Origin of the sequence: Klebsiella sp. KTE92 (assembly GCF_000398905.1) — a bacterium.
Lineage (GTDB): Bacteria > Pseudomonadota > Gammaproteobacteria > Enterobacterales > Enterobacteriaceae > Klebsiella > Klebsiella variicola.
Map to the genome: position 1 here is coordinate 3,901,213 of NZ_KB976100.1, position 23,853 is coordinate 3,925,065.

General features: G+C 57.8%; 27 protein-coding genes. 10 read left to right on the forward strand and 17 right to left on the reverse strand.

Translation table 11 applies throughout. The annotated features are described in order from the left end of the window. Positions 1 to 15 precede the first annotated feature (15 nt). On the reverse strand, positions 16 to 1,080 hold the full coding sequence (zipA, locus tag A1WC_RS07255; protein ID WP_016161613.1) for a cell division protein ZipA: 1,065 nt from the start codon (positions 1,078 to 1,080) through the stop codon (positions 16 to 18). Positions 1,081 to 1,310: 230 nt separating this feature from the next. Between zipA and cysZ the strand changes: the two genes are divergently transcribed. The 5 genes from cysZ to crr all read left to right on the forward strand — a co-directional run bounded on the left by cysZ (position 1,311) and on the right by crr (position 6,182). Next, positions 1,311 to 2,072 (forward strand): sulfate transporter CysZ, encoded by a 762-nt coding sequence (cysZ, locus tag A1WC_RS07250; protein WP_008803876.1) that lies wholly within the window; start codon positions 1,311 to 1,313, stop codon positions 2,070 to 2,072. Between the two features lie 176 nt (positions 2,073 to 2,248). Then, the gene (gene cysK / locus A1WC_RS07245) at positions 2,249 to 3,220 is read left to right on the forward strand and encodes a cysteine synthase A (protein ID WP_012967478.1); all 972 of its coding nucleotides are present in this window, start codon (positions 2,249 to 2,251) and stop codon (positions 3,218 to 3,220) included. Positions 3,221 to 3,600: 380 nt separating this feature from the next. Next, on the forward strand, positions 3,601 to 3,858 hold the full coding sequence (gene ptsH / locus A1WC_RS07240; RefSeq protein ID WP_002913505.1) for a phosphocarrier protein Hpr: 258 nt from the start codon (positions 3,601 to 3,603) through the stop codon (positions 3,856 to 3,858). 44 nt (positions 3,859 to 3,902) lie between these two features. Next, entirely contained in the window at positions 3,903 to 5,630 is a 1,728-nt protein-coding gene (gene ptsI, locus A1WC_RS07235) for a phosphoenolpyruvate-protein phosphotransferase PtsI (RefSeq protein ID WP_008803874.1), read from the forward strand. A 42-nt stretch (positions 5,631 to 5,672) separates the two neighbouring features. Next, positions 5,673 to 6,182 carry a PTS glucose transporter subunit IIA gene (crr, locus tag A1WC_RS07230; RefSeq protein WP_008803873.1) on the forward strand — a complete coding sequence of 170 codons (510 nt, stop codon included), beginning with the start codon at positions 5,673 to 5,675 and terminating at the stop codon, positions 6,180 to 6,182. A 40-nt stretch (positions 6,183 to 6,222) separates the two neighbouring features. On the opposite strand, the gene A1WC_RS07225 is transcribed toward crr, so the two are convergent. Continuing rightward, on the reverse strand, positions 6,223 to 6,462 hold the full coding sequence (locus A1WC_RS07225; protein WP_012540941.1) for a hypothetical protein: 240 nt from the start codon (positions 6,460 to 6,462) through the stop codon (positions 6,223 to 6,225). Next, positions 6,462 to 7,325: a pyridoxine/pyridoxal/pyridoxamine kinase gene (gene pdxK, locus A1WC_RS07220; protein ID WP_016161614.1), complete on the reverse strand. Its 864-nt coding sequence runs from the start codon at positions 7,323 to 7,325 to the stop codon at positions 6,462 to 6,464. Before pdxK ends, A1WC_RS07225 begins: the two co-directional genes overlap by 1 nt. A gap of 82 nt (positions 7,326 to 7,407) precedes the next feature. On the opposite strand from pdxK, the gene ptsJ reads away from it, so the two are divergent. Both ptsJ and A1WC_RS07210 read left to right on the forward strand, forming a co-directional pair. Further along, entirely contained in the window at positions 7,408 to 8,706 is a 1,299-nt protein-coding gene (ptsJ, locus tag A1WC_RS07215; protein ID WP_016161615.1) for a transcriptional regulator PtsJ, read from the forward strand. 181 nt (positions 8,707 to 8,887) lie between these two features. Further along, positions 8,888 to 9,283: a YybH family protein gene (locus A1WC_RS07210; RefSeq protein ID WP_008803870.1), complete on the forward strand. Its 396-nt coding sequence runs from the start codon at positions 8,888 to 8,890 to the stop codon at positions 9,281 to 9,283. Here A1WC_RS07210 and cysM read toward each other — a convergent pair. The 5 genes from cysM to cysP all read right to left on the reverse strand — a co-directional run bounded on the left by cysM (position 9,280) and on the right by cysP (position 14,118). Next, complete coding sequence (gene cysM / locus A1WC_RS07205; RefSeq protein WP_012540938.1) at positions 9,280 to 10,191, reverse strand: cysteine synthase CysM; 912 nt, start codon at positions 10,189 to 10,191, stop codon at positions 9,280 to 9,282. The genes A1WC_RS07210 and cysM overlap by 4 nt on opposite strands. Before the next feature lie 118 nt (positions 10,192 to 10,309). After that, the gene (gene cysA / locus A1WC_RS07200) at positions 10,310 to 11,404 is read right to left on the reverse strand and encodes a sulfate/thiosulfate ABC transporter ATP-binding protein CysA (protein ID WP_012540937.1); all 1,095 of its coding nucleotides are present in this window, start codon (positions 11,402 to 11,404) and stop codon (positions 10,310 to 10,312) included. Continuing rightward, complete coding sequence (cysW, locus tag A1WC_RS07195) at positions 11,394 to 12,269, reverse strand: sulfate/thiosulfate ABC transporter permease CysW (protein WP_008803867.1); 876 nt, start codon at positions 12,267 to 12,269, stop codon at positions 11,394 to 11,396. Before cysW ends, cysA begins: the two co-directional genes overlap by 11 nt. Further along, positions 12,269 to 13,102, reverse strand: coding sequence for a sulfate/thiosulfate ABC transporter permease CysT (gene cysT, locus A1WC_RS07190; RefSeq protein ID WP_002913626.1), 834 nt, complete (start codon positions 13,100 to 13,102; stop codon positions 12,269 to 12,271). Before cysT ends, cysW begins: the two co-directional genes overlap by 1 nt. Continuing rightward, positions 13,102 to 14,118: a thiosulfate/sulfate ABC transporter substrate-binding protein CysP gene (cysP, locus tag A1WC_RS07185; RefSeq protein WP_008803866.1), complete on the reverse strand. Its 1,017-nt coding sequence runs from the start codon at positions 14,116 to 14,118 to the stop codon at positions 13,102 to 13,104. Before cysP ends, cysT begins: the two co-directional genes overlap by 1 nt. 200 nt (positions 14,119 to 14,318) lie before the next feature. Between cysP and A1WC_RS26575 the strand changes: the two genes are divergently transcribed. After that, entirely contained in the window at positions 14,319 to 14,681 is a 363-nt protein-coding gene (locus A1WC_RS26575; protein WP_071599432.1) for an endonuclease domain-containing protein, read from the forward strand. Between the two features lie 95 nt (positions 14,682 to 14,776). On the opposite strand, the gene A1WC_RS07180 is transcribed toward A1WC_RS26575, so the two are convergent. The 4 genes from A1WC_RS07180 to A1WC_RS07165 form a co-directional block, all read right to left on the reverse strand. Then, positions 14,777 to 15,676 (reverse strand): Dyp-type peroxidase, encoded by a 900-nt coding sequence (locus A1WC_RS07180; RefSeq protein ID WP_008803864.1) that lies wholly within the window; start codon positions 15,674 to 15,676, stop codon positions 14,777 to 14,779. 94 nt (positions 15,677 to 15,770) lie between these two features. Then, on the reverse strand, positions 15,771 to 16,346 hold the full coding sequence (locus A1WC_RS07175; protein WP_008803863.1) for an RpoE-regulated lipoprotein: 576 nt from the start codon (positions 16,344 to 16,346) through the stop codon (positions 15,771 to 15,773). A gap of 61 nt (positions 16,347 to 16,407) precedes the next feature. Continuing rightward, entirely contained in the window at positions 16,408 to 16,857 is a 450-nt protein-coding gene (locus tag A1WC_RS07170; protein ID WP_008803862.1) for a DUF2919 domain-containing protein, read from the reverse strand. Continuing rightward, positions 16,844 to 17,269 (reverse strand): GNAT family acetyltransferase, encoded by a 426-nt coding sequence (locus A1WC_RS07165; protein WP_002913637.1) that lies wholly within the window; start codon positions 17,267 to 17,269, stop codon positions 16,844 to 16,846. Before A1WC_RS07165 ends, A1WC_RS07170 begins: the two co-directional genes overlap by 14 nt. A 211-nt stretch (positions 17,270 to 17,480) precedes the next feature. Between A1WC_RS07165 and amiA the strand changes: the two genes are divergently transcribed. Both amiA and hemF read left to right on the forward strand, forming a co-directional pair. After that, positions 17,481 to 18,353 (forward strand): N-acetylmuramoyl-L-alanine amidase AmiA, encoded by an 873-nt coding sequence (gene amiA / locus A1WC_RS07160; RefSeq protein ID WP_008803861.1) that lies wholly within the window; start codon positions 17,481 to 17,483, stop codon positions 18,351 to 18,353. Further along, positions 18,353 to 19,252: an oxygen-dependent coproporphyrinogen oxidase gene (gene hemF, locus A1WC_RS07155; protein WP_016161616.1), complete on the forward strand. Its 900-nt coding sequence runs from the start codon at positions 18,353 to 18,355 to the stop codon at positions 19,250 to 19,252. The genes amiA and hemF overlap by 1 nt, the downstream gene beginning before the upstream one ends. Positions 19,253 to 19,295: 43 nt before the next feature. Here hemF and eutR read toward each other — a convergent pair whose 3' ends face one another. From eutR to eutB, 5 genes are read right to left on the reverse strand one after another with little or no spacing between them, the layout of a single operon-like run. Continuing rightward, a complete protein-coding gene (gene eutR, locus A1WC_RS07150; protein ID WP_016161617.1) occupies positions 19,296 to 20,348 on the reverse strand; it encodes an HTH-type transcriptional regulator EutR in 1,053 nt (350 codons plus the stop codon). 45 nt (positions 20,349 to 20,393) lie between these two features. Continuing rightward, the gene (gene eutK, locus A1WC_RS07145; protein ID WP_008803858.1) at positions 20,394 to 20,879 is read right to left on the reverse strand and encodes an ethanolamine utilization microcompartment protein EutK; all 486 of its coding nucleotides are present in this window, start codon (positions 20,877 to 20,879) and stop codon (positions 20,394 to 20,396) included. An 11-nt stretch (positions 20,880 to 20,890) separates the two neighbouring features. Further along, on the reverse strand, positions 20,891 to 21,550 hold the full coding sequence (gene eutL / locus A1WC_RS07140; protein ID WP_008803857.1) for an ethanolamine utilization microcompartment protein EutL: 660 nt from the start codon (positions 21,548 to 21,550) through the stop codon (positions 20,891 to 20,893). Positions 21,551 to 21,559: 9 nt separating this feature from the next. After that, complete coding sequence (eutC, locus tag A1WC_RS07135) at positions 21,560 to 22,462, reverse strand: ethanolamine ammonia-lyase subunit EutC (protein ID WP_012967471.1); 903 nt, start codon at positions 22,460 to 22,462, stop codon at positions 21,560 to 21,562. 20 nt (positions 22,463 to 22,482) lie between these two features. Further along, positions 22,483 to 23,844 (reverse strand): ethanolamine ammonia-lyase subunit alpha, encoded by a 1,362-nt coding sequence (gene eutB, locus A1WC_RS07130; protein WP_012967470.1) that lies wholly within the window; start codon positions 23,842 to 23,844, stop codon positions 22,483 to 22,485. Positions 23,845 to 23,853: the final 9 nt, after the last annotated feature.

Below are 23,853 nucleotides of genomic sequence, written 5' to 3' on the forward strand. Positions count from 1 at the left end.
AGATAACGCGGGACGTCAGGCGTTCGCGTCTTTCACTTCGCGAATACGATCCTGGTATTCACGCAGTTTTTGCGGCGTCATCATGCGACGCTGATCGTCAAGCACCACGCCGCCCACTTCATCGGCGATATACTGCGCAGACTGCAGCATCAGCTTGAAGTTCTGCAGTTCATCACCGTAGGAAGGGACCTGCATAAAAATAGTCACCCCAGGGGTCATCATATCCGCCATGCAGTCCGGATTGAAGGTCCCCGGCTTCACCATGTTGGCCAGACTGAACAGTACCGGGCCGCTGCCATCCGGACTCAGATGGCGGTGGAAAATATTCATTTCACCAAACTTGAAGCCGGCCTGCTGGATGCTGTTGATCAGCACCTCGCCGTTAAGCTGTGCGCCGTGATGGGCGGCGACGTTCATCACAATGACCGTCTCTTTACGCTCTTTCGGCTGCGGCGCGGCAGGCTGCGGCGGCTCTACCGGCTGCGGCTCGGCGACGGCGGGCTGCGGCGCGGCAACAGGCTGTGGCACAGGCTGCTGTGGGGCGGCTGGCTGCGGCTGGGCAACGGTCGGCGTCACCGGCTGCGGTGCGACGGGCTGCTGCACAACGGGCTGCGGCTGATGTTGGAGTTGCACGGGCGGCTGCGCGGGCTGCGGCTGTTGCCAGCCAGGCTGCGGAGCCGCATGCGGCGCAGGCTGCTGTCCCTGCGGTTGAACCGGGGCCTGGCGCGGCGATTGCTGCGGCTGGCGAACCGGTTCATCAGGACGCACAGGCTGCTGCATCTGGCGCTCGTAAGGCGGCTGGTACTGGTGCTGCGGCGCCTGACGAGGGGCTTCATGCTCCCCATGCGCGCCGTGCGGGGCGTGAGTGACCGGATGAACGCGGACTTCACCTACGCCTTCAACATTATCATCAAAGTCTTCGTTTTCCGACTCATCGTCGCGCGACTTCATACGTTTCAGTGGGCGATCGCGAAACATCGAAGAACGTTCTTTACGGCTGGTCCAAAAACCATGTACCAGTAAAGCGATTATGGCGATCGCGCCAACAATGATTAATATCAGACGCAAATCCTGCATCATTATATTCTCTGTTGTTCTAACACCTTGCCACCACGGCAAACATTTACTCACTAAGAGTATTTGCCGATTACCTCAAGTGCAAGTGCGTCGGTCGCTTTCACCACATAAAGATGAACTAAATCGTGCTTTTTGCTGTTTTTTCGAACATTTCCTAACTGGTTATTGTCTGGCGACCCGATAAAATAAGCGAGCATTCACACTGGATGTTAAAAAAGGAGCATTGCCTGGCTATGGTTTCATCATCCGCACCGACCCCGCGTAGCGGCGTTTATTATTTTTCGCAGGGCTGGAAACTCATCGGGCTGCCTGGCATACGGCGTTATGTCTTTTTGCCTTTGCTGGTTAACGTGCTGCTGATGGGCGGAGCCTTCTGGTGGCTATTTACCCGTCTCGACAGCTGGATCCCCTCGCTGATGAGCCATGTGCCGGACTGGCTGCAGTGGCTGAATTACCTGCTGTGGCCGGTGGTGGTGCTCTCGATTCTGCTGGTGTTTGGTTACTTCTTTTCGACTATCGCCAACTGGATAGCTGCGCCGTTCAGCGGCCTGCTGGCGGAACAACTTGAAGCGCGTCTGACTGGCGCCACCCCGCCGGACGTCGGCGTCTTTGGCATCATGAAGGATATTCCGCGCATCATGAAACGTGAGTGGCAGAAGCTGGCCTGGTACCTGCCCCGCGCCATCGTGCTGTTGCTGCTCTACTTTATACCCGGCGTTGGCCAGACGGTGGCCCCGGTACTCTGGTTCCTGTTCAGCGCATGGATGCTGGCGATTCAATACTGCGATTACCCCTTTGATAATCACAAGGTCCCCTTCAGGACCATGCGCGAAGCGCTGCGCAGCCGCAAAGTGATGAATATGCAGTTTGGGGCGCTCACCAGTCTGTTTACCATGATCCCGGTGTTAAACCTGGTGATCCTGCCAGTGGCCATCTGCGGCGCCACCGCAATGTGGGTCGATTGTTATCGCGATAAACACGCGGTCTGGAAATAGCCCCAACATGTTCACCCCGGGAGCGGCTGAGGCCGCTCCTTATATCTCGCTTATTCCTTCTCGCTTATCATTATTTCCCTTCCGCATATAGATATGCTAAATCCTTACTTCCGCATATTCTTTAAGCGGGTATGCTGATGCCGTACCCCCAAATTTCATACAGTTAAGGACGGGCCATGAGTAAGATTTTTGAAGACAACTCCCTGACTATCGGTCACACGCCGCTGGTACGACTGAACCGCATTGGTAACGGCCGTATCCTGGCAAAGGTAGAATCTCGTAACCCGAGCTTTAGCGTAAAATGCCGTATCGGCGCCAATATGATCTGGGATGCTGAAAAGCGCGGCGTTCTGAAACCTGGCGTGGAACTGGTCGAACCGACCAGCGGCAACACCGGTATCGCCCTCGCCTACGTGGCGGCGGCCCGCGGCTACAAGCTAACGCTAACCATGCCGGAAACCATGAGCATTGAGCGCCGCAAACTGCTGAAAGCGCTGGGCGCCAACCTGGTACTGACCGAAGGCGCAAAAGGCATGAAAGGCGCTATTCAGAAAGCGGAAGAGATCGTCGCCAGCAACCCGGAAAAATTCCTGCTGCTGCAGCAGTTCAGCAACCCGGCTAACCCGGAAATCCACGAAAAGACCACCGGCCCGGAAATCTGGGAAGACACCGATGGTCAGGTGGACGTCTTTATCTCTGGCGTAGGCACCGGCGGTACGCTGACCGGCGTCAGCCGCTACATTAAAAATACCAAGGGCAAAAAAGATCTGATCACCGTCGCGGTCGAACCGACCGATTCGCCGGTCATCTCCCAGGCGCTGGCGGGTGAAGAGCTCAAGCCGGGCCCGCACAAAATTCAGGGTATCGGCGCCGGCTTCATTCCTGGCAACCTGGATCTGAAGCTGGTGGACAAAGTGATCGGCATTACCAACGAGGAAGCTATCTCCACGGCGCGCCGTCTGATGGAAGAAGAAGGCATCCTGGCGGGTATCTCTTCCGGGGCCGCCGTTGCCGCCGCGTTGAAGCTGCAGCAAGATGAGGCCTTTACCAATAAGAATATTGTGGTTATCCTGCCTTCCTCAGGTGAGCGTTATTTAAGCACCGCGCTGTTCGCCGATCTCTTCACTGAGAAAGAACTGCAACAGTAGTGCCAGCTTGTAAATAATGTGTAAAAAAGCACCTTTTCAGGTGCTTTTTTGTGGCATACGTCAAAGTTTTACCCCTCCTGGCATTGATTCACCTCGTAGGGTCTGGTATTTAACCAGCACATTTATTTTGATGCGCGAAATTATTCAGAAGAGGATTTCCGCCAGCTGAATCGATTTTATGATTTGGTTCAAGTCTTCCTTTCGCGGCATAATGTTTAATGACGTGCTAGACGTCAATGGCCCGCAGGTCTTCGCAGCGCCAGGCGCTGCCGACGCCAAGGCCGGAAACGTAACGCCGGCGCTAACAATACAGGCTAAAGTCGAGTCGTTAGACTAGACTTTAGGTCCACAACACTAAACCTATAAGTTGGGGAAATATAATGTTCCAGCAAGAAGTTACCATTACCGCTCCGAACGGTCTGCACACCCGCCCTGCTGCTCAGTTTGTTAAAGAAGCTAAAGGCTTCACTTCTGAGATCACTGTAACCTCCAACGGCAAAAGCGCCAGCGCCAAAAGCCTGTTCAAACTGCAGACTCTGGGCCTGACCCAGGGCACCGTAGTGACCCTCTCCGCTGAAGGCGAAGATGAGCAGAAAGCTGTTGAGCATCTGGTTAAACTGATGGCTGAACTCGAGTAAGTTCACGGGTTCTTTTTCATATCAGTCACAAGTAAGGTAGGGTTATGATTTCAGGCATTTTAGCATCCCCGGGTATCGCCTTCGGCAAAGCACTGCTGCTGAAGGAAGATGAAATTGTCATCGACCGGAAGAAAATTTCTGCCGATAAGGTTGATCAGGAAGTCGAACGTTTCCTGAGCGGCCGCGCCAAGGCCTCCGCCCAGCTGGAGGTCATCAAAACCAAAGCTGGTGAAACTTTCGGTGAAGAAAAAGAAGCCATCTTCGAAGGGCATATCATGCTGCTGGAAGATGAGGAGCTTGAGCAGGAAATCATAGCCCTGATTAAAGATAAGCACATGACTGCCGACGCGGCAGCCAATGAAGTTATCGAAGGTCAGGCCACTGCCCTGGAAGAGCTGGACGATGAATACCTGAAAGAACGTGCGGCTGACGTACGCGACATCGGTAAGCGCCTGCTGCGCAACATCCTTGGTCTGTCGATTATCGATCTGAGCGCGATTCAGGATGAAGTCATCCTCGTCGCCGCCGATCTGACCCCGTCTGAAACCGCACAGCTGAACCTGAAAAAAGTGCTGGGCTTCATCACCGACGCGGGCGGCCGTACCTCTCACACCTCCATCATGGCGCGTTCCCTGGAACTGCCGGCCATCGTGGGCACCGGCAGCATCACGGCGCAGGTGAAAAACGGCGATTATCTGATTCTCGACGCGGTGAACAACCAGGTTCTGGTCAACCCGTCTAACGAGCAAATTGAAGCGCTGCGTAATCTGCAGGCTCAGGTTGCGGAAGAAAAAGCCGAACTGGCGAAACTGAAAGATCTGCCGGCGATTACCCTCGACGGCCATCAGGTTGAAGTCTGCGCCAACATTGGTACCGTTCGCGATGTCGAAGGTGCTGAGCGCAACGGCGCCGAAGGCGTAGGCCTGTATCGTACCGAATTCCTGTTCATGGACCGTGACGCGCTGCCAACTGAAGAAGAGCAGTTTGCGGCCTATAAAGCGGTGGCTGAAGCCTGTGGCTCTCAGGCCGTTATCGTGCGTACCATGGACATTGGCGGCGATAAAGAGCTGCCATACATGAACTTCCCGAAAGAAGAAAACCCGTTCCTCGGCTGGCGTGCCGTGCGTATCGCGATGGATCGTAAAGAGATCCTGCGCGATCAGGTGCGCGCCATCCTGCGTGCCTCCGCTTTCGGTAAACTGCGCATTATGTTCCCGATGATCATCTCTGTTGAAGAAGTGCGTGCGCTGAAGAAAGAGATCGAAATCTACAAACAGGAACTGCGTGACGAAGGTAAAGCATTTGACGAATCCATTGAGATCGGCGTGATGGTGGAAACACCGGCTGCGGCGACCATTGCTCGTCATCTGGCCAAAGAAGTTGATTTCTTTAGTATCGGCACCAATGATTTAACGCAATATACTCTGGCAGTTGACCGTGGTAATGATATGATTTCACATCTTTACCAGCCGATGTCACCGTCTGTACTGAATCTGATTAAGCAAGTTATTGATGCTTCTCACGCTGAAGGTAAATGGACTGGCATGTGCGGTGAGCTTGCGGGCGATGAACGTGCTACACTTCTGTTGCTGGGTATGGGGCTGGACGAATTCTCTATGAGCGCCATTTCCATCCCGCGCATCAAGAAGATTATTCGTAATACGAACTTCGAAGATGCGAAAGTATTAGCAGAGCAGGCTCTTGCTCAACCGACAACGGACGAGTTAATGACGCTGGTTAACAAGTTCATTGAAGAAAAAACAATCTGCTAATCCAAGAGATGCGCGGCCCAAATTACTGCTTAGGAGAAGATCATGGGTTTGTTTGATAAATTGAAATCTCTGGTTTCTGATGACAAGAAAGACACCGGAACTATTGAGATTATTGCTCCCCTCTCCGGTGAGATCGTCAACATCGAAGACGTGCCGGATGTGGTTTTTGCGGAAAAAATTGTGGGCGATGGGATTGCCATCAAACCGACCGGCAACAAAATGGTCGCGCCGGTAGACGGTACCATTGGTAAAATTTTCGAAACCAACCATGCGTTCTCTATTGAATCTGATAGCGGCATCGAGCTGTTCGTTCACTTCGGTATTGATACCGTTGAACTGAAAGGCGAAGGCTTCAAGCGTATCGCTGAAGAAGGCCAGCGCGTGAAAGTCGGTGACCCGGTTATCGAATTCGATCTGCCGCTGCTGGAAGAGAAAGCCAAGTCTACCCTGACGCCGGTGGTTATCTCCAACATGGACGAGATCAAAGAGCTGATCAAACTGTCCGGTAGCGTGACTGTGGGTGAAACCCCGGTTATCCGCATCAAGAAGTAATGCTTGCTGCATAAAAATGGCGCCGAAAGGCGCCATTTTTTTATATCGCGCTGGTCACCGGCTGATAGCACTTCTCCCGGGACAAGATGCGCAATCCCTCCGGCGTGCTCTCCAGAATACGTCGCTCACTGTCAGAGACCAGCAGATCGCACTGATACCCTCCGGCCAGGCCGAACAGCGACCGCGCTACGCAGGCATCCTCCAGCGCCGCCTCCCCTGTGGTATCAAAATGACCAACAATGCGCCCCTGTTGGCGGATCACTAACCGATAGCTTTTCATCAGTTTTTCTCCCGTGGCGGCAGGATCAGTTCGTCACACCCCTGCGCGGCAGTCCAGTTCATGACCTCCAGCACGCGCCGGGCGGCAGCCTGCGTCGCCGCCCCCAGCGCCAGGCCGGTGAGCAGACCGCTCACCAGCTCTGCACAGAACAGATCGCCCGTTCCCTTCAGGTCCGTTTCCACCCGCGGGTGGGCCACCACCTCCACCGCATCGGCCGTCACCACCAGCACATTTATCGTCGAACGCGCCTCTCCCGGCGCGCTGGTGATCACCACCCATTTGAGGGTATCTGACAGCAGGCTTCGCGCCGCGGCGACCGCCTCCTGCTGATTGCGACAGCGCTGGCCGCTCAGCGTTTCCAGCTCAAACAGATTGGGGGTGATCCCTTGCGCCAGTGGCAGAAGATGCTGACGATAGGCGTCCGGGATCTCAGCCTTAACGTAGATGCCGCTGTCGACATCGCCGATGACCGGATCCACCAGAATGCACAGCTCGGGATGGCGGGCCCGCACCCGCGTCAGCCACTGCGCCAGACGTTCGATTTGCACGGCGTTGCCCATATAGCCGGTGGTCACTGCACGCAGTTCGCGCAACGCGTCGCGTTCCTCCAGCGCCTGCAGATACCCGACAAACCACTCCTCCGGAATAATGCCGCCATAGAACGTCTCATAATGGGGCGTATTGCTGAACAGTACCGTCGGCACCGCCAGCACGCGCAAACCGTGCTGTTTAATGGCCGGAACCGCGATGCTGTTGCCAACGCTGCCATAGACTACCTGGGACTGCACAGCGACGATATCGACTTCCGACGCCCGGCTTGTGTCGTGAAAGAGCACTGATTGTATGTCATCTTGCTGGCCCATCTTTTCTCCCCCCGCTGGACAGCGGGTCACGCACTGATTATGATTCGTCCTATGCTAAATTTCATTTTGTCATAGGTCAATAATGTTTACCGGAAAAACCGCCAGCGATATCTTCGATCATATCCGCCATCTGGTGCAGAGCGGTGGGTTGCGGCCCGGAGAGGTTCTGCCACCGGTACGCGAGCTCGCCAGCCAGCTGGAGGTGAATCGCAATACCGTCGCCGCCGCCTATAAACGGCTGGTCACCTCCGGGCTGGCCGTCAGCCAGGGACGAAACGGCACGGCCATTAAAGCACGGGATCCGCTGCCGGCGCTGGAGGGCGGTGACCCAACGACGCCGCTGAACGATATCTCCAGCGGCAATCCGGACCCCGCCAGACTGCCTGAATTAACCCGTTATCTGGGCCAGCTTGCCCGCACACCACGCCTGTATGGCGATGCTCCCATCGAGCCGCGGCTTGGTCAATGGGCCGAGGCGTGGTTTGCCAAAGAGATAGCGGTTCCCTTTGCGGTGAATCTCGCCAGCGGAGCGATTGACGCCCTGGAGCGTCTGCTGAGCGCTCTGCTGCTGCCCGGCGACGGCGTGGTGGTCGAAGATCCCTGTTTTCTCAGCAGCATCAATATGGTGCGTTACGCCGGCTTTACCCCCTGCCCGGTGGCGGTGGATGCTGAGGGGATGGATCCTGACGGCCTGGAGGAGGCGTTACGCAACGGCGCACGGGCGGTGATCTTAACCCCGCGCGCGCATAATCCTACCGGCTGTAGCCTGACGGAAACCCGGGCGCATGCCCTGCGGGAGGTGCTGGCCCGCTATCCGCAGGTACTGGCGATTGTTGATGACCATTTTGCCCTGCTGTCGGCCACGCCATGGCACTCCCCTCTTCCTGCAAGTACGCAACGCTGGGCGCTGGTGCGCTCAATGTCAAAAACCCTCGGGCCAGACCTGCGGCTGGCCTTTATCGCCAGCGATGCCGATACCTCAGCGGCGCTGCGCCTGCGGCTTAACGCCGGCAGCCAGTGGGTCAGCCATCTGCTGCAGGACCTGACGCTGGCCTGTCTGACCGATGAGGCGTTTATCGCCTCGATGACGGAGACCCGTCGTCATTATCGCCAGCAGAATGAGAAACTGGCGGCGGCGCTGGCCCGGCACGGCCACAGCCATGCTACGCCTGGCGATGGACTCAATTTCTGGCTGCCGCTGCCAGCGGCGAGCCAGCCCTACGCCTTACGCCTGGCCCGCGCCGGCTGGCTGGTCCGGGAGGGGGAAATATTTGGTGTCCGAACGCCTGCGCACGGGCTGCGCCTGTCGCTGGGCCGTCTGAGTGACGCTGAGATTTCCCGCCTGGCGGCTGATATTGCGCTGGTCTTAAACCAACCCTGATGCAGGCCGTATCATTCGGCATGTTGAAGCATCTGCCGCACAGGTGAGTGATGGCAGCTGCCGATAAACTAATGAAAAAGTAAACGAAAGCAGGCACAGTCTTACCTGCATACCCTGCTCGCCCGGACGAATAAAACAGTCCCGGTGGCGGAAAAATCGCTCACAAGAAGGAGCACCAGAGATGCATCACACTGACCTGGCACTGAAGGCGGTCATTGAAGCCTGCGACCGCGCTATCTCACAGGAAGATTACGATACCCTGATGGCCTATTACGCAGAAGACGCCGCGCTGGTCGTCAAACCGGGCATGGTGGTCAGAGGGAAAGAGAATATCCGCAAAGCCTTTATCGCCATTGCCGACTATTTCCAGCACCGACTGGTGGTGACTCAGGGGAAAATGGAGGTTATTGAAGGCGGCGGCAATGCGCTGGTGATTATGGAGACCCGGCTGGATATCCCGACGGCGGACGGGATATCCCAGGTCACGCGGCGCGCCACCTATGTCTTTCAGAAGCAGGGCGAGCGCTGGCTGTGTACGGTCGATAACTCCTACGGCACCGACCTGCTTGATGATTAAATGCCAGCCCCCTGGCTAAAATGTTCTTCGCCGAACACGCCGGTGGAAAGGTAACGATCGCCGCGATCGCAGACGATCGCCACCACCACCGCGCCAGGATTTTCACGGGCAATGCGTAACGCGCCCGCCACCGCGCCGCCGGAACTGACCCCGCAGAAAATGCCTTCCCGCACCGCCAGCTGACGCATGGTATTCTCGGCATCCTGCTGATGAATATCCAGCACCGCATCCACCAGCGAAGCGTTAAAGATCCCCGGCATATACTCTGCCGGCCAGCGACGGATCCCGGGAATACTGCTGCCCTCTTCCGGCTGCAGGCCGACAATGGCCACCGGTTTACTCTGTTCGCGCAAAAAGCGCGATACGCCGGTAATGGTGCCGGTGGTCCCCATGCTGGAGACAAAGTGGGTGATACGTCCCGCGGTCTGCTGCCAGATTTCCGGCCCGGTGGTAGTGTAGTGGGCGTAGGGGTTATCCGGGTTGTTAAACTGATCGAGCAGTTTGCCCTCTCCGCGCTGCGCCATCTCAAGAGCCAGGTCGCGGGCCCCCTCCATTCCCTGCTCTTTGGTGACCAGAATCAGCTCGGCGCCGTAGGCACGCATCGCCGCCCGGCGCTCCTGGCTCATGTTGTCAGGCATCAGCAGCTTCATGTGATAGCCTTTCAGCGCGGCGATCATCGCCAGCGCAATACCGGTGTTACCGCTGGTCGCTTCGATCAGCACGTCGCCGGGCTGAATTTCGCCGCGCTTTTCCGCTTCGACGATCATTGACAGCGCGGCGCGGTCTTTCACCGAGCCGGCCGGATTATTGCCTTCGAGTTTGACCCAAACTTCGCTGCCGTTGTCCGGACCCAGACGCTGAAGCTTGACCAGAGGGGTATTGCCGATGGTGTGTTCGAGTGTATTCACGATTTTTACTCAATAAAAAAGCCGGGTTGCGCTTCGCTTACCCGGCCTACAAGACGCGTAAAAATTCCAGGCCCGGAAAGCGTAGCCTTACCGGGCGATAGACCTGCTCAATAAGCTATCAGGCCGACTCCGCCAGAGCAAGCTCGCCGCGCGGCTCGATACGCTCGGTACCATTATACAGGCGCGCGTTTTGCAGGCCAACGAACAGCCGTTCGCCGCGGGACGGCGCCTCATCGCCTGCCAGCACCACGCTCAGCGGTTCGTCATACCACCCCAGAGGCTGAACGACTAATTGGGTGTAGTGCCCTTTCGGGCTGGCTTCCAGCACCTGCACCGGCAGCGGGGAATCCAGGCTGGTCCGGCGGCTGATGTCCACTTCCCACGGACGCAGGAACAGATCCACCGGCCCCTGGTATGTTGGGGTATAGCCTAACGGCCAGCGGTGCGCGCCAACGTGGAACTGTCCACCGCGGATAATGCCCTGCAGGCGGTTTACTTCGCCCATAAACTCCAGTACGAAACGGGTCGACGGTTCACGCCACACGCGCTCCGGGGCATCGGCTTGTTCGATGTTGCCCTGACTCATCACCACCACCCGGTCAGCAACTTCCAGCGCCTCTTCCTGATCGTGGGTGACGAACACGCTGGTAAATTTTAACTCTTCATGCAGCTGACGCAGCCAGCGGCGCAGCTCTTTACGCACCTGCGCATCCAGCGCGCCGAAGGGTTCATCCAGCAACAGAATTTGCGGCTCCACCGCCAGGGCGCGCGCCAGCGCCACACGCTGTTTCTGGCCGCCGGACAACTGCGCCGGATAGCGATCCGCCAGATGGGCTAGCTGCACCATCTCCAGCAGTTTGGTCACTTTGGCTTTAATCGCCGCCGCATTGGGTCGTTCACGGCGCGGCAGCACGGTCAGGCCAAAGGCGATGTTATCGAACACCGTCATATGACGGAACAGCGCATAGTGCTGGAAGACGAAACCCACTTTACGGTCGCGGGCGTGCATCCGGCTGACGTCGGTGCCGTGGAAGCGGATATGACCGCTGGTCTGATGCTCCAGCCCGGCGATAATTCGCAGCAAGGTGGTTTTTCCGGAGCCCGAGGGCCCCAGCAGCGCAACCATTTGTCCGGAAGGGATATCCAGCGAGATATCATTCAGCACCTGGGTGCGACCAAACGATTTCTTAATATTGGCAATCTCAATGCTCATGATTTCCCTCCTGTTGCGCGCGTTCTTTCTGATTGGCCAGACGCCATTGCAACATACTCTTTAAAAACAGGGTCAGAATAGCCATTAACGTCAGCAGGGCCGCAGCGGTAAACGAGCCGACGGTATTGTAATCCTGCTCCAGTAGTTCAATTTGCAGCGGCAGCGACAGCGTTTCTCCACGAATCGAACCGGAGACTACCGACACTGCGCCAAATTCGCCGATGGCGCGGGCGTTGGTCAATACCACGCCGTACAGCAGCGCCCAGCGAATATTCGGCAACGTCACCCGGCGGAACATCTGCCAGCCGGAAGCGCCCAGCAGCACCGCGGCTTCATCTTCATGACTGCCCTGGCTCATCATCACCGGCACCAGCTCGCGCACCACAAACGGACAGGTGACAAAGATGGTCGCCAGCACCATGCCCGGCCAGGCGAACATGATCTGCAGGTTATGCGCATCAAGCCAGCCGCCCAGCGGGCCGTTAGAGCCATAAAACAGCAGATACACCAGACCGGCCACCACCGGCGAGACGGCGAACGGGATATCCAGTAACGTCAGCAGCAGCTGGCGGCCGGGAAAAGTAAAACGTGTCACCAGCCAGGCCAGCAGCGTACCGAACACCAGATTCACCGGTACGGTAATCAACGCAATCATCACCGTCAGCCAGATGGCATGCAGCATGTCCGGGTTGGCCAGGTTTTCCAGCACCGGCATCAGCCCTTTGCTGAAGGCCTGGATAAAGATATAGAGCATCGGCACGACGAGGATGAAGGCGGAGACCACCATCCCGACGCCAATCAGAAACCATTTCCCCCAGTTGATGCGGGGCGCGTCGTAGCGTTTCAATTGAGTAACTTCCGCCATTAGTGACCTACCACGCGTCGACCAAAGCGACTCTGCAGGGTATTGATGGAAAAGAGCAGCAGCAGTGAGGCGGCCAGGATCACCGAGGCGATCGCGCTCGCCGCCGGATAGTCAAACTCCTGCAGACGAATAAAGATCATCAGCGAGGTCACCTCTGTCTTCCACGCGATATTGCCGGCGATAAAAATCACCGCGCCAAACTCGCCGAGGCTGCGGGTAAACGACAGGGCAATGCCCGCCAGCAGCGCCGGCGACAGCTCCGGCAGCACCACTTTGCGGAAACTCTGCCAGCGCGTCGCGCCCAGCGTTTCCGCCGCTTCCTCATACTCGGGTCCCAGCTCCTCCAGCACCGGCTGCACGGTACGTACCACGAACGGGATGCTGGTGAAGGCCATCGCCACAGCGATGCCGAGCCAGGTATAGGTCACTTTAATATCGAACTTCGCCAGCCATTCACCGTAAATTCCGTTAACCGAAAACAGCGAAGCCAGTGTCAGGCCGGCCACCGCCGTCGGCAGCGCAAACGGCAGATCCATTAAGGCATCCAGCAGCGTGCGGCCCGGAAAACGATAACGAGTGAGGATCCAGGCCATCAGCAGACCAAAGACGCCGTTAAAAATCGAGGCCACAAACGCCGACAGCAGCGTCACCTTATAGGCCGCCACCACCTGCGGATTGGTGATCACATCCCAGTATTGCGCCCAGCTCATCTGCGCCAGCTGCATCACCAGCGCGCTGAGCGGTAATAACAAAATCAGACAGACAAACAGCAGGCTGGTGCCGAGGCTCAGGGTAAAGCCCGGCAGCACGCGCTTGGACGACACAGCAAACATTACTTACGCCCCGCCGCCAGCAGTTTGTCCAGTTCGCCGCCGCTGGCGAAGTGGGTTTTCATCACCTCAGGCCAGGAGCCAAACTTGTCCTCTACGCGGAACAGCTCGGTCTGCGGGAATTTATCCTTCAGGGCGTCCATCACTTTCGGGTTGTTTACCCGGTAGTAGTAGTCGGTAATGATGGTTTGCGCCTGCGGGCTGTAGAGCCAGTTCAGGTAGGCTTTCGCCGCCTTTTCCGTGCCATTGGCTTTGACGTTTTTATCCACCCATGCCACCGGGAACTCCGCCAGAATGTTGGTTTTCGGGATCACCACTTCAAATCCCTGCGCCTCATACTGCTTACGAATATTGTTCACTTCCGATTCGAAGCTAATCAGCACATCGCCCAGGCCGCGTTCAGCAAAAGTGGTGGTCGCCCCGCGTCCGCCGGTATCAAAGACTTCGACGTTCTTCAGAAACTGGGTCATAAACTGTTCGGTTTTGGCTTTATCGCCGCCGTCGGCTTTATCCGCCGCGCCCCATGCCGCCAGGTAGGTGTATCGGGCGTTACCCGAGGTTTTCGGGTTCGGGAAAATCAGCTTGACGTCAGAGCGAACCAGATCGTTCCAGTCATGAATGTTTTTCGGGTTGCCTTTACGCACCAGGAAACCCATCGTCGAATAGAACGGTGAGCTGTTGTTCGGCAGGCGGCTTTGCCAGTCGGCCGGGATCAGGTTGCCTTTGTCATGCAGGATCTGCACGTCCGTCACCTGGTTGTAGGTGACCACGTCCGCCTTCAGGCCCTGCAAAATAGCCAGCGCCTGCTTGGATGAACCGGCATGCGACTGCTTAATCGTCAGCGTGTCCCCGCCATTGTCCTTCGCCCACTGCTGCTCAAAAGGCGGGTTAAGGGCGGCAAACAGCTCGCGGGAGACATCATAGGAGCTGTTCAGCAGCTCCGTCGCCTGCGCCTGCGCGGCCAGCAGCATGGAAGCCGCCAGCGCCAGATATCCTTTTTTCAGTGATTTAACGGCCATTGCGCACCCTTATCAACGTTGAACATTTTCTGATGATCATCATATTTATAACGGGTACGAAAGGAGTAACGGTTTTATATACCGTTTGGCGATTTGGAAGTCGAAAAGAGAATAAGCAACTGGCAAAGCTTTGCTGAAAGCGGCTCGCAGATTAGACGTGTCATTGTGACAAACGGCAGCCAGGCGTGCACTGTGTTTATATGAAAAACACACAGATATTTGCTCGTCAGCTCAGACGTAGCTTAACGCCCGCAGAACGTCGACCAGGGTACTTACTGCGCAACCGCCATTTTGCTTGCTATAAGTTTCGCCGCCAGCATCCCGTTGGTCCCTATATTCTCGATTTTGCCTGCTGCGCAACACGGCTGGCGATTGAACTGGACGGCGGCCAACACGATGAGAGGCGTGCCTACGATGTTCGCCGCAGCCGCTGGCTACAGAGCCAGGGATGGCGGGTTTTACGCTTCTGGAATAATGAGTTTGAAGAGTATGAAGATGCGGTGATGCAGAGAATACTTGAAGCGCTTGAGTCGCCGATGCCCTCACCCCGCCCCTCTCCCTGAGGGAGAGGGAGAAAGAGAGTCCGCACGCAGATTCCATAACCGCACCGAACGGTTCCCTCTCCCCCCTGGGGAGAGGGTTAGGGTGAGGGGGGAAATTACAGCGCCTGGATACGCTCCAGCGACGGCGCGAAGTAATAACCGCCGGTCACCGGTTTGGTGAAGCGCAGCATCGCGTCGCGTTTGCCGTCGGTATCGCCGAACATGCTCAGCAGCTGCTGCTCGATGTTATACAGGCGCGCGCAGTAGGCGCAGAAATAGAGACCATGGGTGCCGCTGGCGGTGCCGTACGGCAGGCTCTGACGGACGATTTTCAGCCCTTTGCCATCTTCTTTTAAGTCCACGCGGCTCAGGTGCGACGTGACCGGACGCTCGTCGCCATCGATCTCTTCGTTGGCTTCTTTGGTACGGCCGATCATCATCTCCTGATCCGGTACGCTCATGCGGTTCAGCTGTTTGAGATTATGCTCCCAGCGCTGGACGAACACGTAGCTGCCGCCCGCGTCAACACCGTCTTTAATGACCGCCACTTCGCGGCGGGTTTCTTCCCCCGCCGGGTTTTCGGTGCCGTCGACGAAGCCGCTGAGATCACGCTCTTCCACCCAACGGAAACCGTGGATCTCTTCTTTCACGTCGATAGCATCGCCAAAGGCAGCCATCGCGGCCTGTGCCACCGAGAAGTTAACTTCATGGCGGGCGGATAAAATATGAATCAGCAGGTCATACTGGGTGGACGGCGCCAGCCCTTTGCCATAGACCGGAAAATCTTTTAACTCTTCCGCCCCTTCGCCGCCGCTCAGCTGACGCCAGACGTTATTGCCGAACGCCACCACCGCCCCGAGTTTAGCGTCGGGGAATTTAGCCTGGAAGGTGGCCACGTTATCGACAAAATTTTTGCTCGCTTCGCGCAGGGCGTTAACGTCCCCTTTGACATTGGCTTCAATCCAAATCGCCGCGCGGCAATGTTCCGGCAAAATGCCGCTCTGAACCTGAGACATCGCTCCTCCTGAAATGATGCAACCACAACGCTATCGCGTTGCTAACGCGCCATTGTAACCGTTTTTCAGGGCCGTCGTGTCTCTTCAGATCAATTTAGCGACGCCAGATAATTTTGCTGACCTTCCAGTTTTTCAACGTATCGTCGGAGGGCATCAGCTCGTCCGGGCCGCTCCAGTGGCCGGTAAAGGCATAGCTGATATGCTGGCTCCCCTCGGCCTGACACTCTACGACCGCGCCATTGTCATTGCTGCCTTTCTGGCAGTTGCCGAAGGCTTTGCTGTACAGGTCGCTAAACGGTGTGCCGATTTTCACGCCGCTGGCGGTTTTGATTTCGGCATCACGCACGTCAATCCGGCTGATGGTACCGTTGTCGCCATTGATGGTCAGCGCCACGCTGTTGTCTTTCAGCGCTTCAAAATAGTGGACGATATTGCCCTTATCGGTCTTCATCCCGCTGCGTAAACGGTAGTCGCTCCCCAGCGCATCGCTAATAGCCTGTTCATTGAGCGGCGTGGAGGCCGTCAGTTTACCCACTCCCTGCTCGGTCACCTCGGTGGAAGCGCCAAACCAGTTCCACGGATAGGCCGCCGACCAGTTGACTGCGCTCATCGTGGAGCAGCCGGTCAGCGCCAGCGGAAGCGCACAGAGCATTAAACGTAGCGATTTCATATCACAATCCTTTCTGAGTCATTCAACGCATGTTGGAGTTCACGATCGGCAAAAAGTGCCCTTAAAAGGTGGTCTGGCGAAAACAGGCGCCCAGGCGACGGCTGGTTAACAGCCACCACAGGGCATAACCATCCGCCACCAGCAGCCCGATGGTCAGCGAGGAGGGAGATTCGCCGCTCAGCCATAGCATCGGCTGCCACAGCAACAGCAGCAATTGCGATAGCACCAGCAGCCAGCGCATCGCCCGCCACGCGCGCGGCAGGCGCTGACGGTAGCCGCTAAGCAGAAAGGCCAGCACCGCCGGCACGCCGGGGAGTAAACCGAGCCAGAAGCGGTCGTGATCGGGATAGAACAGATTAAGAATCGCGTCGCCCTGCTGGCGCGATGCGCCGGCCATCAAAAACAGCACCCACGTGCGGGCCTGCAACAACAGCACGCACCAGAAGAGCAAAGGCAGGCGCAGACGGCCATGGGCATCAAAATCGGCGGGGATAAACTCAGTATTCTTCATCTTCGATCAGACGCTTGCCCAGGGTCAGGACATCGGCGTATTCATAGCCCAGCCGCTCATACATTCCCTGCACCACGTCGTTGTCTTCACGAACCATAATGTTGATTTTCGGGCAGCCGCGGGCAATCAGCTTTTTCTCGAGCCGGTTGAGCAGCGCGTTCGCGATACCCCGGCCACGATATTCCGGATGGACGCCGAGATAATAGGCCGATCCGCGATGACCGTCATATCCGCCCATCACCGTGCCGACCACTTCGCCATTCACTTCCGCCACCAGAAACAGGCTGACGTCATGATTCAGCTTGCGCTCAATATCCATCTCCGGATCGTTCCACGGGCGCAGCAGATCGCAGCGCTCCCACAGCGTCACAACCTCTTCGAAATCCTGCTGGCGAAAAACGCGAATCTCCATGGTATTCCCCACCATTGACGGTTAAAAACAGTGATTATGGCGCGAATATAACTGATAGCCAATATCAGGCGAAATCAGCGACAAAAAATGGCATAATATGACTTTGTCATGTATTGAAATGAAAAGTAAAACAATTCTTATTTTGAATGGTCGTAACGGCAAACGCGATACGATATAACATTGGACATCACTTGTTTACAATTCAGGCCGAATGAGCACTTTTAAACCCTTAAAAATACTTGCTTCGCGCCGTCAGGTGCTGAAAGCCGGGCTGGCTGCGATGACGCTGAGTGGCGTCGCCGCACAGGTCAGCGCAAAAGAGCAGCCACTGAAAACATCAAATGGACACAGCAAACCCGCCGCTAAAAAGGCCGGCGCCCGCCGCGTTGTGATGCTCGACCCGGGCCACGGCGGTATCGACACCGGGGCTATCGGCCATAACGGTTCGAAAGAGAAGCATGTGGTGCTGGCGATCGCTAAGAACGTGCGCAGCATTTTGCGCAGCAACGGCATCGACGCCCGCCTGACCCGTACCGGCGATACCTTTATCCCGCTGTACGACCGCGTGGAGATTGCCCATCAGCACGGCGCCGATCTGTTTATGTCGATCCATGCCGACGGCTTCACCAACCCGAGCGCCGCCGGCGCCTCGGTGTTTGCGCTGTCAAACCGCGGCGCCAGTAGCGCCATGGCAAAATACCTCTCCGACCGCGAAAACCGCGCCGATGAAGTTGCCGGTAAGAAAGCGACCGATAAAGATCATCTGCTGCAGCAGGTGCTGTTCGATCTGGTGCAGACCGACACCATTAAAAACAGCCTGACGCTGGGCTCGCATATCCTGAAAAAGATCAAACCGGTGCATAAGCTGCACAGCCGCAATACCGAGCAGGCGGCGTTCGTGGTGCTGAAGTCGCCGTCCATTCCGTCCGTGCTGGTGGAAACCTCGTTTATCACCAACCCGAACGAGGAGAAACTGCTCGGCACCACCGCTTTCCGGCAGAAAATCGCCACCGCGATTGCCAACGGCATTATCAGCTATTTCCACTGGTTCGATAACCAGAAAGCCCATTCGAAGAGACGTTAATGAAACCCGATGCCGCGCAGGTTAAAACTTTTCTGCTCCAGCTCCAGGACAACCTTTGCCAGCAGCTGAGCGCTGTCGATGGCGCACCGTTTATTGAAGACGCCTGGCAGCGGGAAGGCGGTGGCGGCGGGCGCAGCCGGGTGTTGCGCGACGGCAACGTGTTCGAACAGGCCGGGGTTAACTTTTCTCACGTCCATGGCGATGCGATGCCCGCCTCGGCAACGGCCCATCGCCCGGAGCTGGCCGGACGCAGCTTTGAAGCCATGGGCGTCTCGCTGGTGGTTCATCCGCTTAACCCCTATGTGCCCACCAGCCATGCCAACGTGCGGTTCTTTATTGCCGAAAAGCCTGGCGCCGACCCGGTGTGGTGGTTCGGCGGCGGCTTCGATTTAACCCCTTACTATGGCTTTGAAGAGGATGCCGTCCACTGGCATCGTACCGCCCGCGATCTGTGTCTGCCGTTCGGCGAAAAAGTCTATCCGCGCTATAAAAAATGGTGCGATGATTACTTCTATCTCAAGCACCGCCAGGAGCAGCGCGGTATCGGCGGTCTGTTCTTTGACGACCTGAATACCCCGGATTTTGACCACTGCTTCGCCTTTATGCAAGCGGTCGGGAACGGCTATGCTGACGCCTATTTACCCATCGTCGAACGCCGAAAAGCCATGCCGTACGGCGAGCGCGAGCGCCACTTTCAGCTCTATCGCCGCGGCCGCTACGTCGAGTTCAATCTGGTCTGGGACCGCGGCACCCTGTTCGGCCTGCAGACCGGCGGGCGTACGGAGTCGATTCTGATGTCGATGCCGCCGCTGGTGCGCTGGGAATATGATTATCAACCCGAGCCCGGCAGTCCCGAGGCGGCGCTGAGCGAGTTTATTCAGGTGCGCGACTGGCTGTAACGGCCGGATGGCGGCTGGCCACCCGGCAGCGGCGTCGCTTCGCTCACACCCACTGGCGCAGGCGATGGTGCAGCGTCATCGACGGTTTCTCAGCAAACAGCTGCTGATAGTCGGTGGCGAACTGCCCCAGATGCCAGAATCCCCACTGCATGGCCGCCTCCTTGACCGTCTCCCGCTCTGACCAGGGACTTATCAGCTCCCGGCGTACGGCGTTCAGACGGATCCGTTTGAGCCAGGCGTTGGGGCCAATCCCCAGAATCGCATGGAAGGCGTTTTGCAGGGTGCGACGGCTGACGTACAGCTGCTGGCACAGGTCGAGAACGGTTAGCGGCTCCGCGCTGTTTTCCAGCACATATTCGCGGGCCTGCGCCAGCAGGCGGCGGTAGCTCTGGTGGCTGATACTCTCCGCGCTCACCATCGGCTGCGCCTCTTCCAGCATCGTCCCCATCGCCAGCAACAGATTATCCCGCAGCACCTTGCGCACCGCAGGCTGATGAAGGGTATCCGGATGCTCGCTGAAGGTGGCCAGCGCCTGCTGCACAAACCCCCACAGCGCGGCCTTATGCGGCTCCCGAACTGCCAGCGCTGACTGGTTGCGTAGCATATGCAGCACTCGCTCCGGGTGGTGCAGGAAACTGGCATGGCGAGAAATCACCTCCTCTGAAATCACCACACCGAGGATGGTGTAATCATCCGGTGTGCTGAGCTCGAACTCCGTACCGCCGGGACGGGTGGCGATTTCTGCCCGGCCCAGGCACTGCGAACCGATAAACCCCTGCTCTCCCCGCGCCGCCGGAATACCAAACCAAAAGGAGTTCGGCCAGACCACGCAGGACTGGCGCAGCGCCAGCCCGGTATATTCGCGAAAGACCTGGATCTCATCGAGCAGAATTTCGGTAAACTCGCCGCGAAACTGCCCCGGATGCAGCTGATCGTAGATCTGTTGCCAGGCGGTAATGGTCAGGGCGTGCTCATACACATCCGTAGTGTGTCGTTGATGAATATTGTCAATTTCAACCTGGGGCGTCAGCCGGGTATTTTCAGGTAACGCCTCGCAACAGAGATGGTGCAAATTTGCAGAACGACGCTTTTTCATGATCGTTAAAGCCGGGGGCAAGCCGCTCCCGGCACCTCCGACAGGTTATGGATTTTTGAGACGATAGCGGCTACTGCGTTTGCGTAGCGTCCCTGCGGAAAAGAGCTGATCCAGCGCCTGGCGGGCCTTATCCAGCGGCCAGGCAAAATGCGCGGCGACCTCGCCGGCCGTCATGCCCTGACGAACTGATGCCAGCAGCGTCAGTAACGCTTCCGATGATGCCGGGTCAGCAGGCGGCAGGGGCGCTGGCGGCGGTGGCTGAAAGCCGCCGATCAGCCACTGGGTATCCTCTTCCGGACGGCCGATTTCCCGACGGCTGATCACACATCCGGTTCGCTCCGCCGCTACGCTTCCGGCATCCAGCGCGGCACGACAGGCCGCCAGATCCCCCTCCACCACCAGCGTCAATCTGCCGGGGTCGAGCACTTCATGACTGAGCAGGCGCACATTGGCCGCCTTGAGCATGGCATCCGCGGCGTCTACAGCGGCGACCATGCCCTCCACTTCCAGCAATCCCAGCGCATTGATCATCGCTCCCTCCGTTACGCACGCTGAACAGGATGACGGGCAATATCGAGAACGGCATCGGTAAAGGCGTTGCAGGCGGCTTTACAGGCGGCCTGACTTCCCGTCAAAAAGGCGGCCGAATAGTTGGTTTCCGACGGCGGCGGGACGTAGGTCACCAGCTGAACGTCGGCAGACTTCATCGCCGCATCGATGCCGTACGTCGCCTCCAGCGGCGGCGCCACCAGATAAGCGATCGGATCGCCCAACGCGATGCCAGCGGTGGATGAAAGATAAGAGCCGGTACGCGACACCACGTGCGCCAGAAACGCGGTATCTTGCGCGTCGTTAGCCCACTGGAACGCCGCCCCGCTTTCAATATGCGCCATCATGGCATCCAGCCCGGCGCGAACTTCCGCCGGGTTCGGGCCGCCGAGCATAATCAGCACTTCACCGGCGGTGGGCGACGGGCCGTGAGCTGCTCCGGCATACAGGGAGCGGCCATAGACCACCTCCACCATCGCCTGCTTTGTCGCTTCATCGGCGGCAATATACGTCACGTCATCAGAATCTGCCGTGATGAGTCCGAGGCTACGTATATGTGGCGGTAATTTAAGCTCCCGGGCAAAACCGTCATTCACCGAGGCAATGACGCGCATGGCAGTGACCGAGGGTCGAATCAAATCTAATGCGGGCATGATGCCTCCTTAACGGCTCATGTTGATACCGGAGGCTTTCTGCTCCAGCATGCGTTTGGCTAAATCCACGATCACCGCGGCGGCTTCTACCGGCGGGGTGCCGCCCTGGTGAATATTGGAGATACAGGTCCGGTCGGCCTCGACGGTGGTCGCCACCCGCGGGGAGTACACCGCGTAGCAGGAGAGGCTCTCTGACTGGCCAAGTCCCGGGCGCTCGCCAACCAGCAGGATCACCACCTTCGCGCCGAGGATCTCGCCGATCTGATCTTCAATCTTGACGCGGCCATAGCGCACGAAGAACGGCGTCCCGACCTTCAGACCCGCCTGTTTCAGGCCGGCAAGCAGCGGCGGCAGGATCTCTTCGTAGTTGGCGGTGATGGCATCCGTCGACAGGCCATCGGACACCACCACCTGCACATCCGGATCCATCACGCACTGCGCCTTCAGCGCATCGATGGCCTCCGGACTGAGACGGCGTCCCAGATCGGGGCGCGTGAGGTAGCGATTTTTGTCGCTGATTTCCGAACGCACTTCCAGCAGCCCCTGCGCTTTCACCCACGCCTCCGGCACCTCTTTGAGCACCGTATCTTTCGAGCGCGAGTGATCCGCCAGGAAGCGCAGCAACGCGAGGGTGCGCGGACGCGGACCGGCGCGACCGGTGCAAACGCGCGCTGCGGTGCTGCGTTTCAGTTCGGTCAGCACTTCGGCGCGGTGCGGATGTTGTACGCCAATCCAGGCTTTCGCTTCCGCAGAGCCCAGATCCAGCGCGCAGCTTTCCACTGTTGCGTCGGTGGCGCACGCGGCAGCGTGGCAGGCCGGCGTAGTCGCTACGGGGGCCTCTGGCTGTGTCTGTGGCTGTCCCATTGACGCCATTACGCTGCGTACAATGTCTTCAATCTGTTTTTGATCCATGATGTGTCATCCCCGCGTCATCAGAAGAACAGTGACGGATCGCCCGCCCGTTTGGTCAGACGACCATTTGCCATAATGCCCATCCGTTCCAGCCAGCCTTCGAACTCCGGTGACGGACGCAGACCCAGCAGCTGGCGCACGGTCGCGGTATCGTGGAAGGCGGTAGTCTGGTAGTTGAGCATGATGTCGTCGCCGAGCGGCATGCCCATGATGTAGTTGCAGCCAGCGGTCGCCAGCAGGATCATCAGGTTTTCGTTGAGGTTCTGATCGGCATCGGCATGGTTGGTGTAGCAGCAGTCGCAGCCCATCGAGATGCCGCTCAGCTTGCCCATAAAGTGGTCTTCCAGCCCGGCGCGAATAATTTGTCGGTCGTTATAGAGGTACTCCGGCCCGATAAAGCCCACCACGGTGTTGACGAGGAACGGATCGTAGTGCCGCGCCAGGCCATAGTTACGCGCTTCCATCGTCACCTGGTCGGCGCCGAAGTTAGCGCCCGCGGAGAGCGCCGAGCCCTGCCCGGTTTCAAAGTAAAGACAGTTCTCCCCGGCGATGCGGTTAAACTCCGCTCCCACCGCCCGCGCTTCATCGAGCATCGCCAGTTCGACGCCGAACTCTTTTAGCCCTTTTTCGCTGCCGCAGATGCTCTGGAAGATAAGCCCCCCCGGCGCGCCGCGGCGGATAGCTTCGATCTGGGTGGTGACGTGCGCCAGCACGCAGCCCTGGGTCGGGATGGAAAACTTGTCGATCACCCCGTACACCGTATCCAGCACGCGACTCAGGTTCTCCACGTCGTCAGTGACCGGGTTGACGCCAATCACCGCGTCGCCCGCACCGAAGGAGAGCCCTTCGTAGATTTGCGCGGCAATACTCTGCACGTCGTCGCGGGTATCGTTCGGCTGCAGGCGGCAGCTAAAGGTCCCCGGCAGACCGATGGTGGTATTGGCTTTTTTGATCACCGGCATTTTTTTGCCGCCATAGATCAGATCGGCGTTGGAGCAGATCTTGGCCACCGCCGCCACCACCTCGGAGGTCAGCCCTTTGCGGACAAAGGCGATATCGTCGCTGGTGACCTCGTCGTTGAGCACGTATTCGCGCAGGTCGCTGATGGTCCAGTGTTTGATCCGCTGATAGGCGGTTTCGTTCACGTCATCCTGGATCAGGCGCGTCACGCAATCCTCCTCATAGGGGATCACCGGGTTATTGCGGATATCGGCCACCGTCATATCGGAAAGCACCTGCTTGGCGGCCACGCGCTGCTGCGAACTCTCCGCTGCCACGCCCGCCAGCACATCCCCCGAACGCAGTTCGTTGGCTTTCGCCAGCACCTCTTTAACATCCTTAAACTGATAAACATTGCCGAACAATGTGGTCTTTAGTTTCATAAGTCGTTC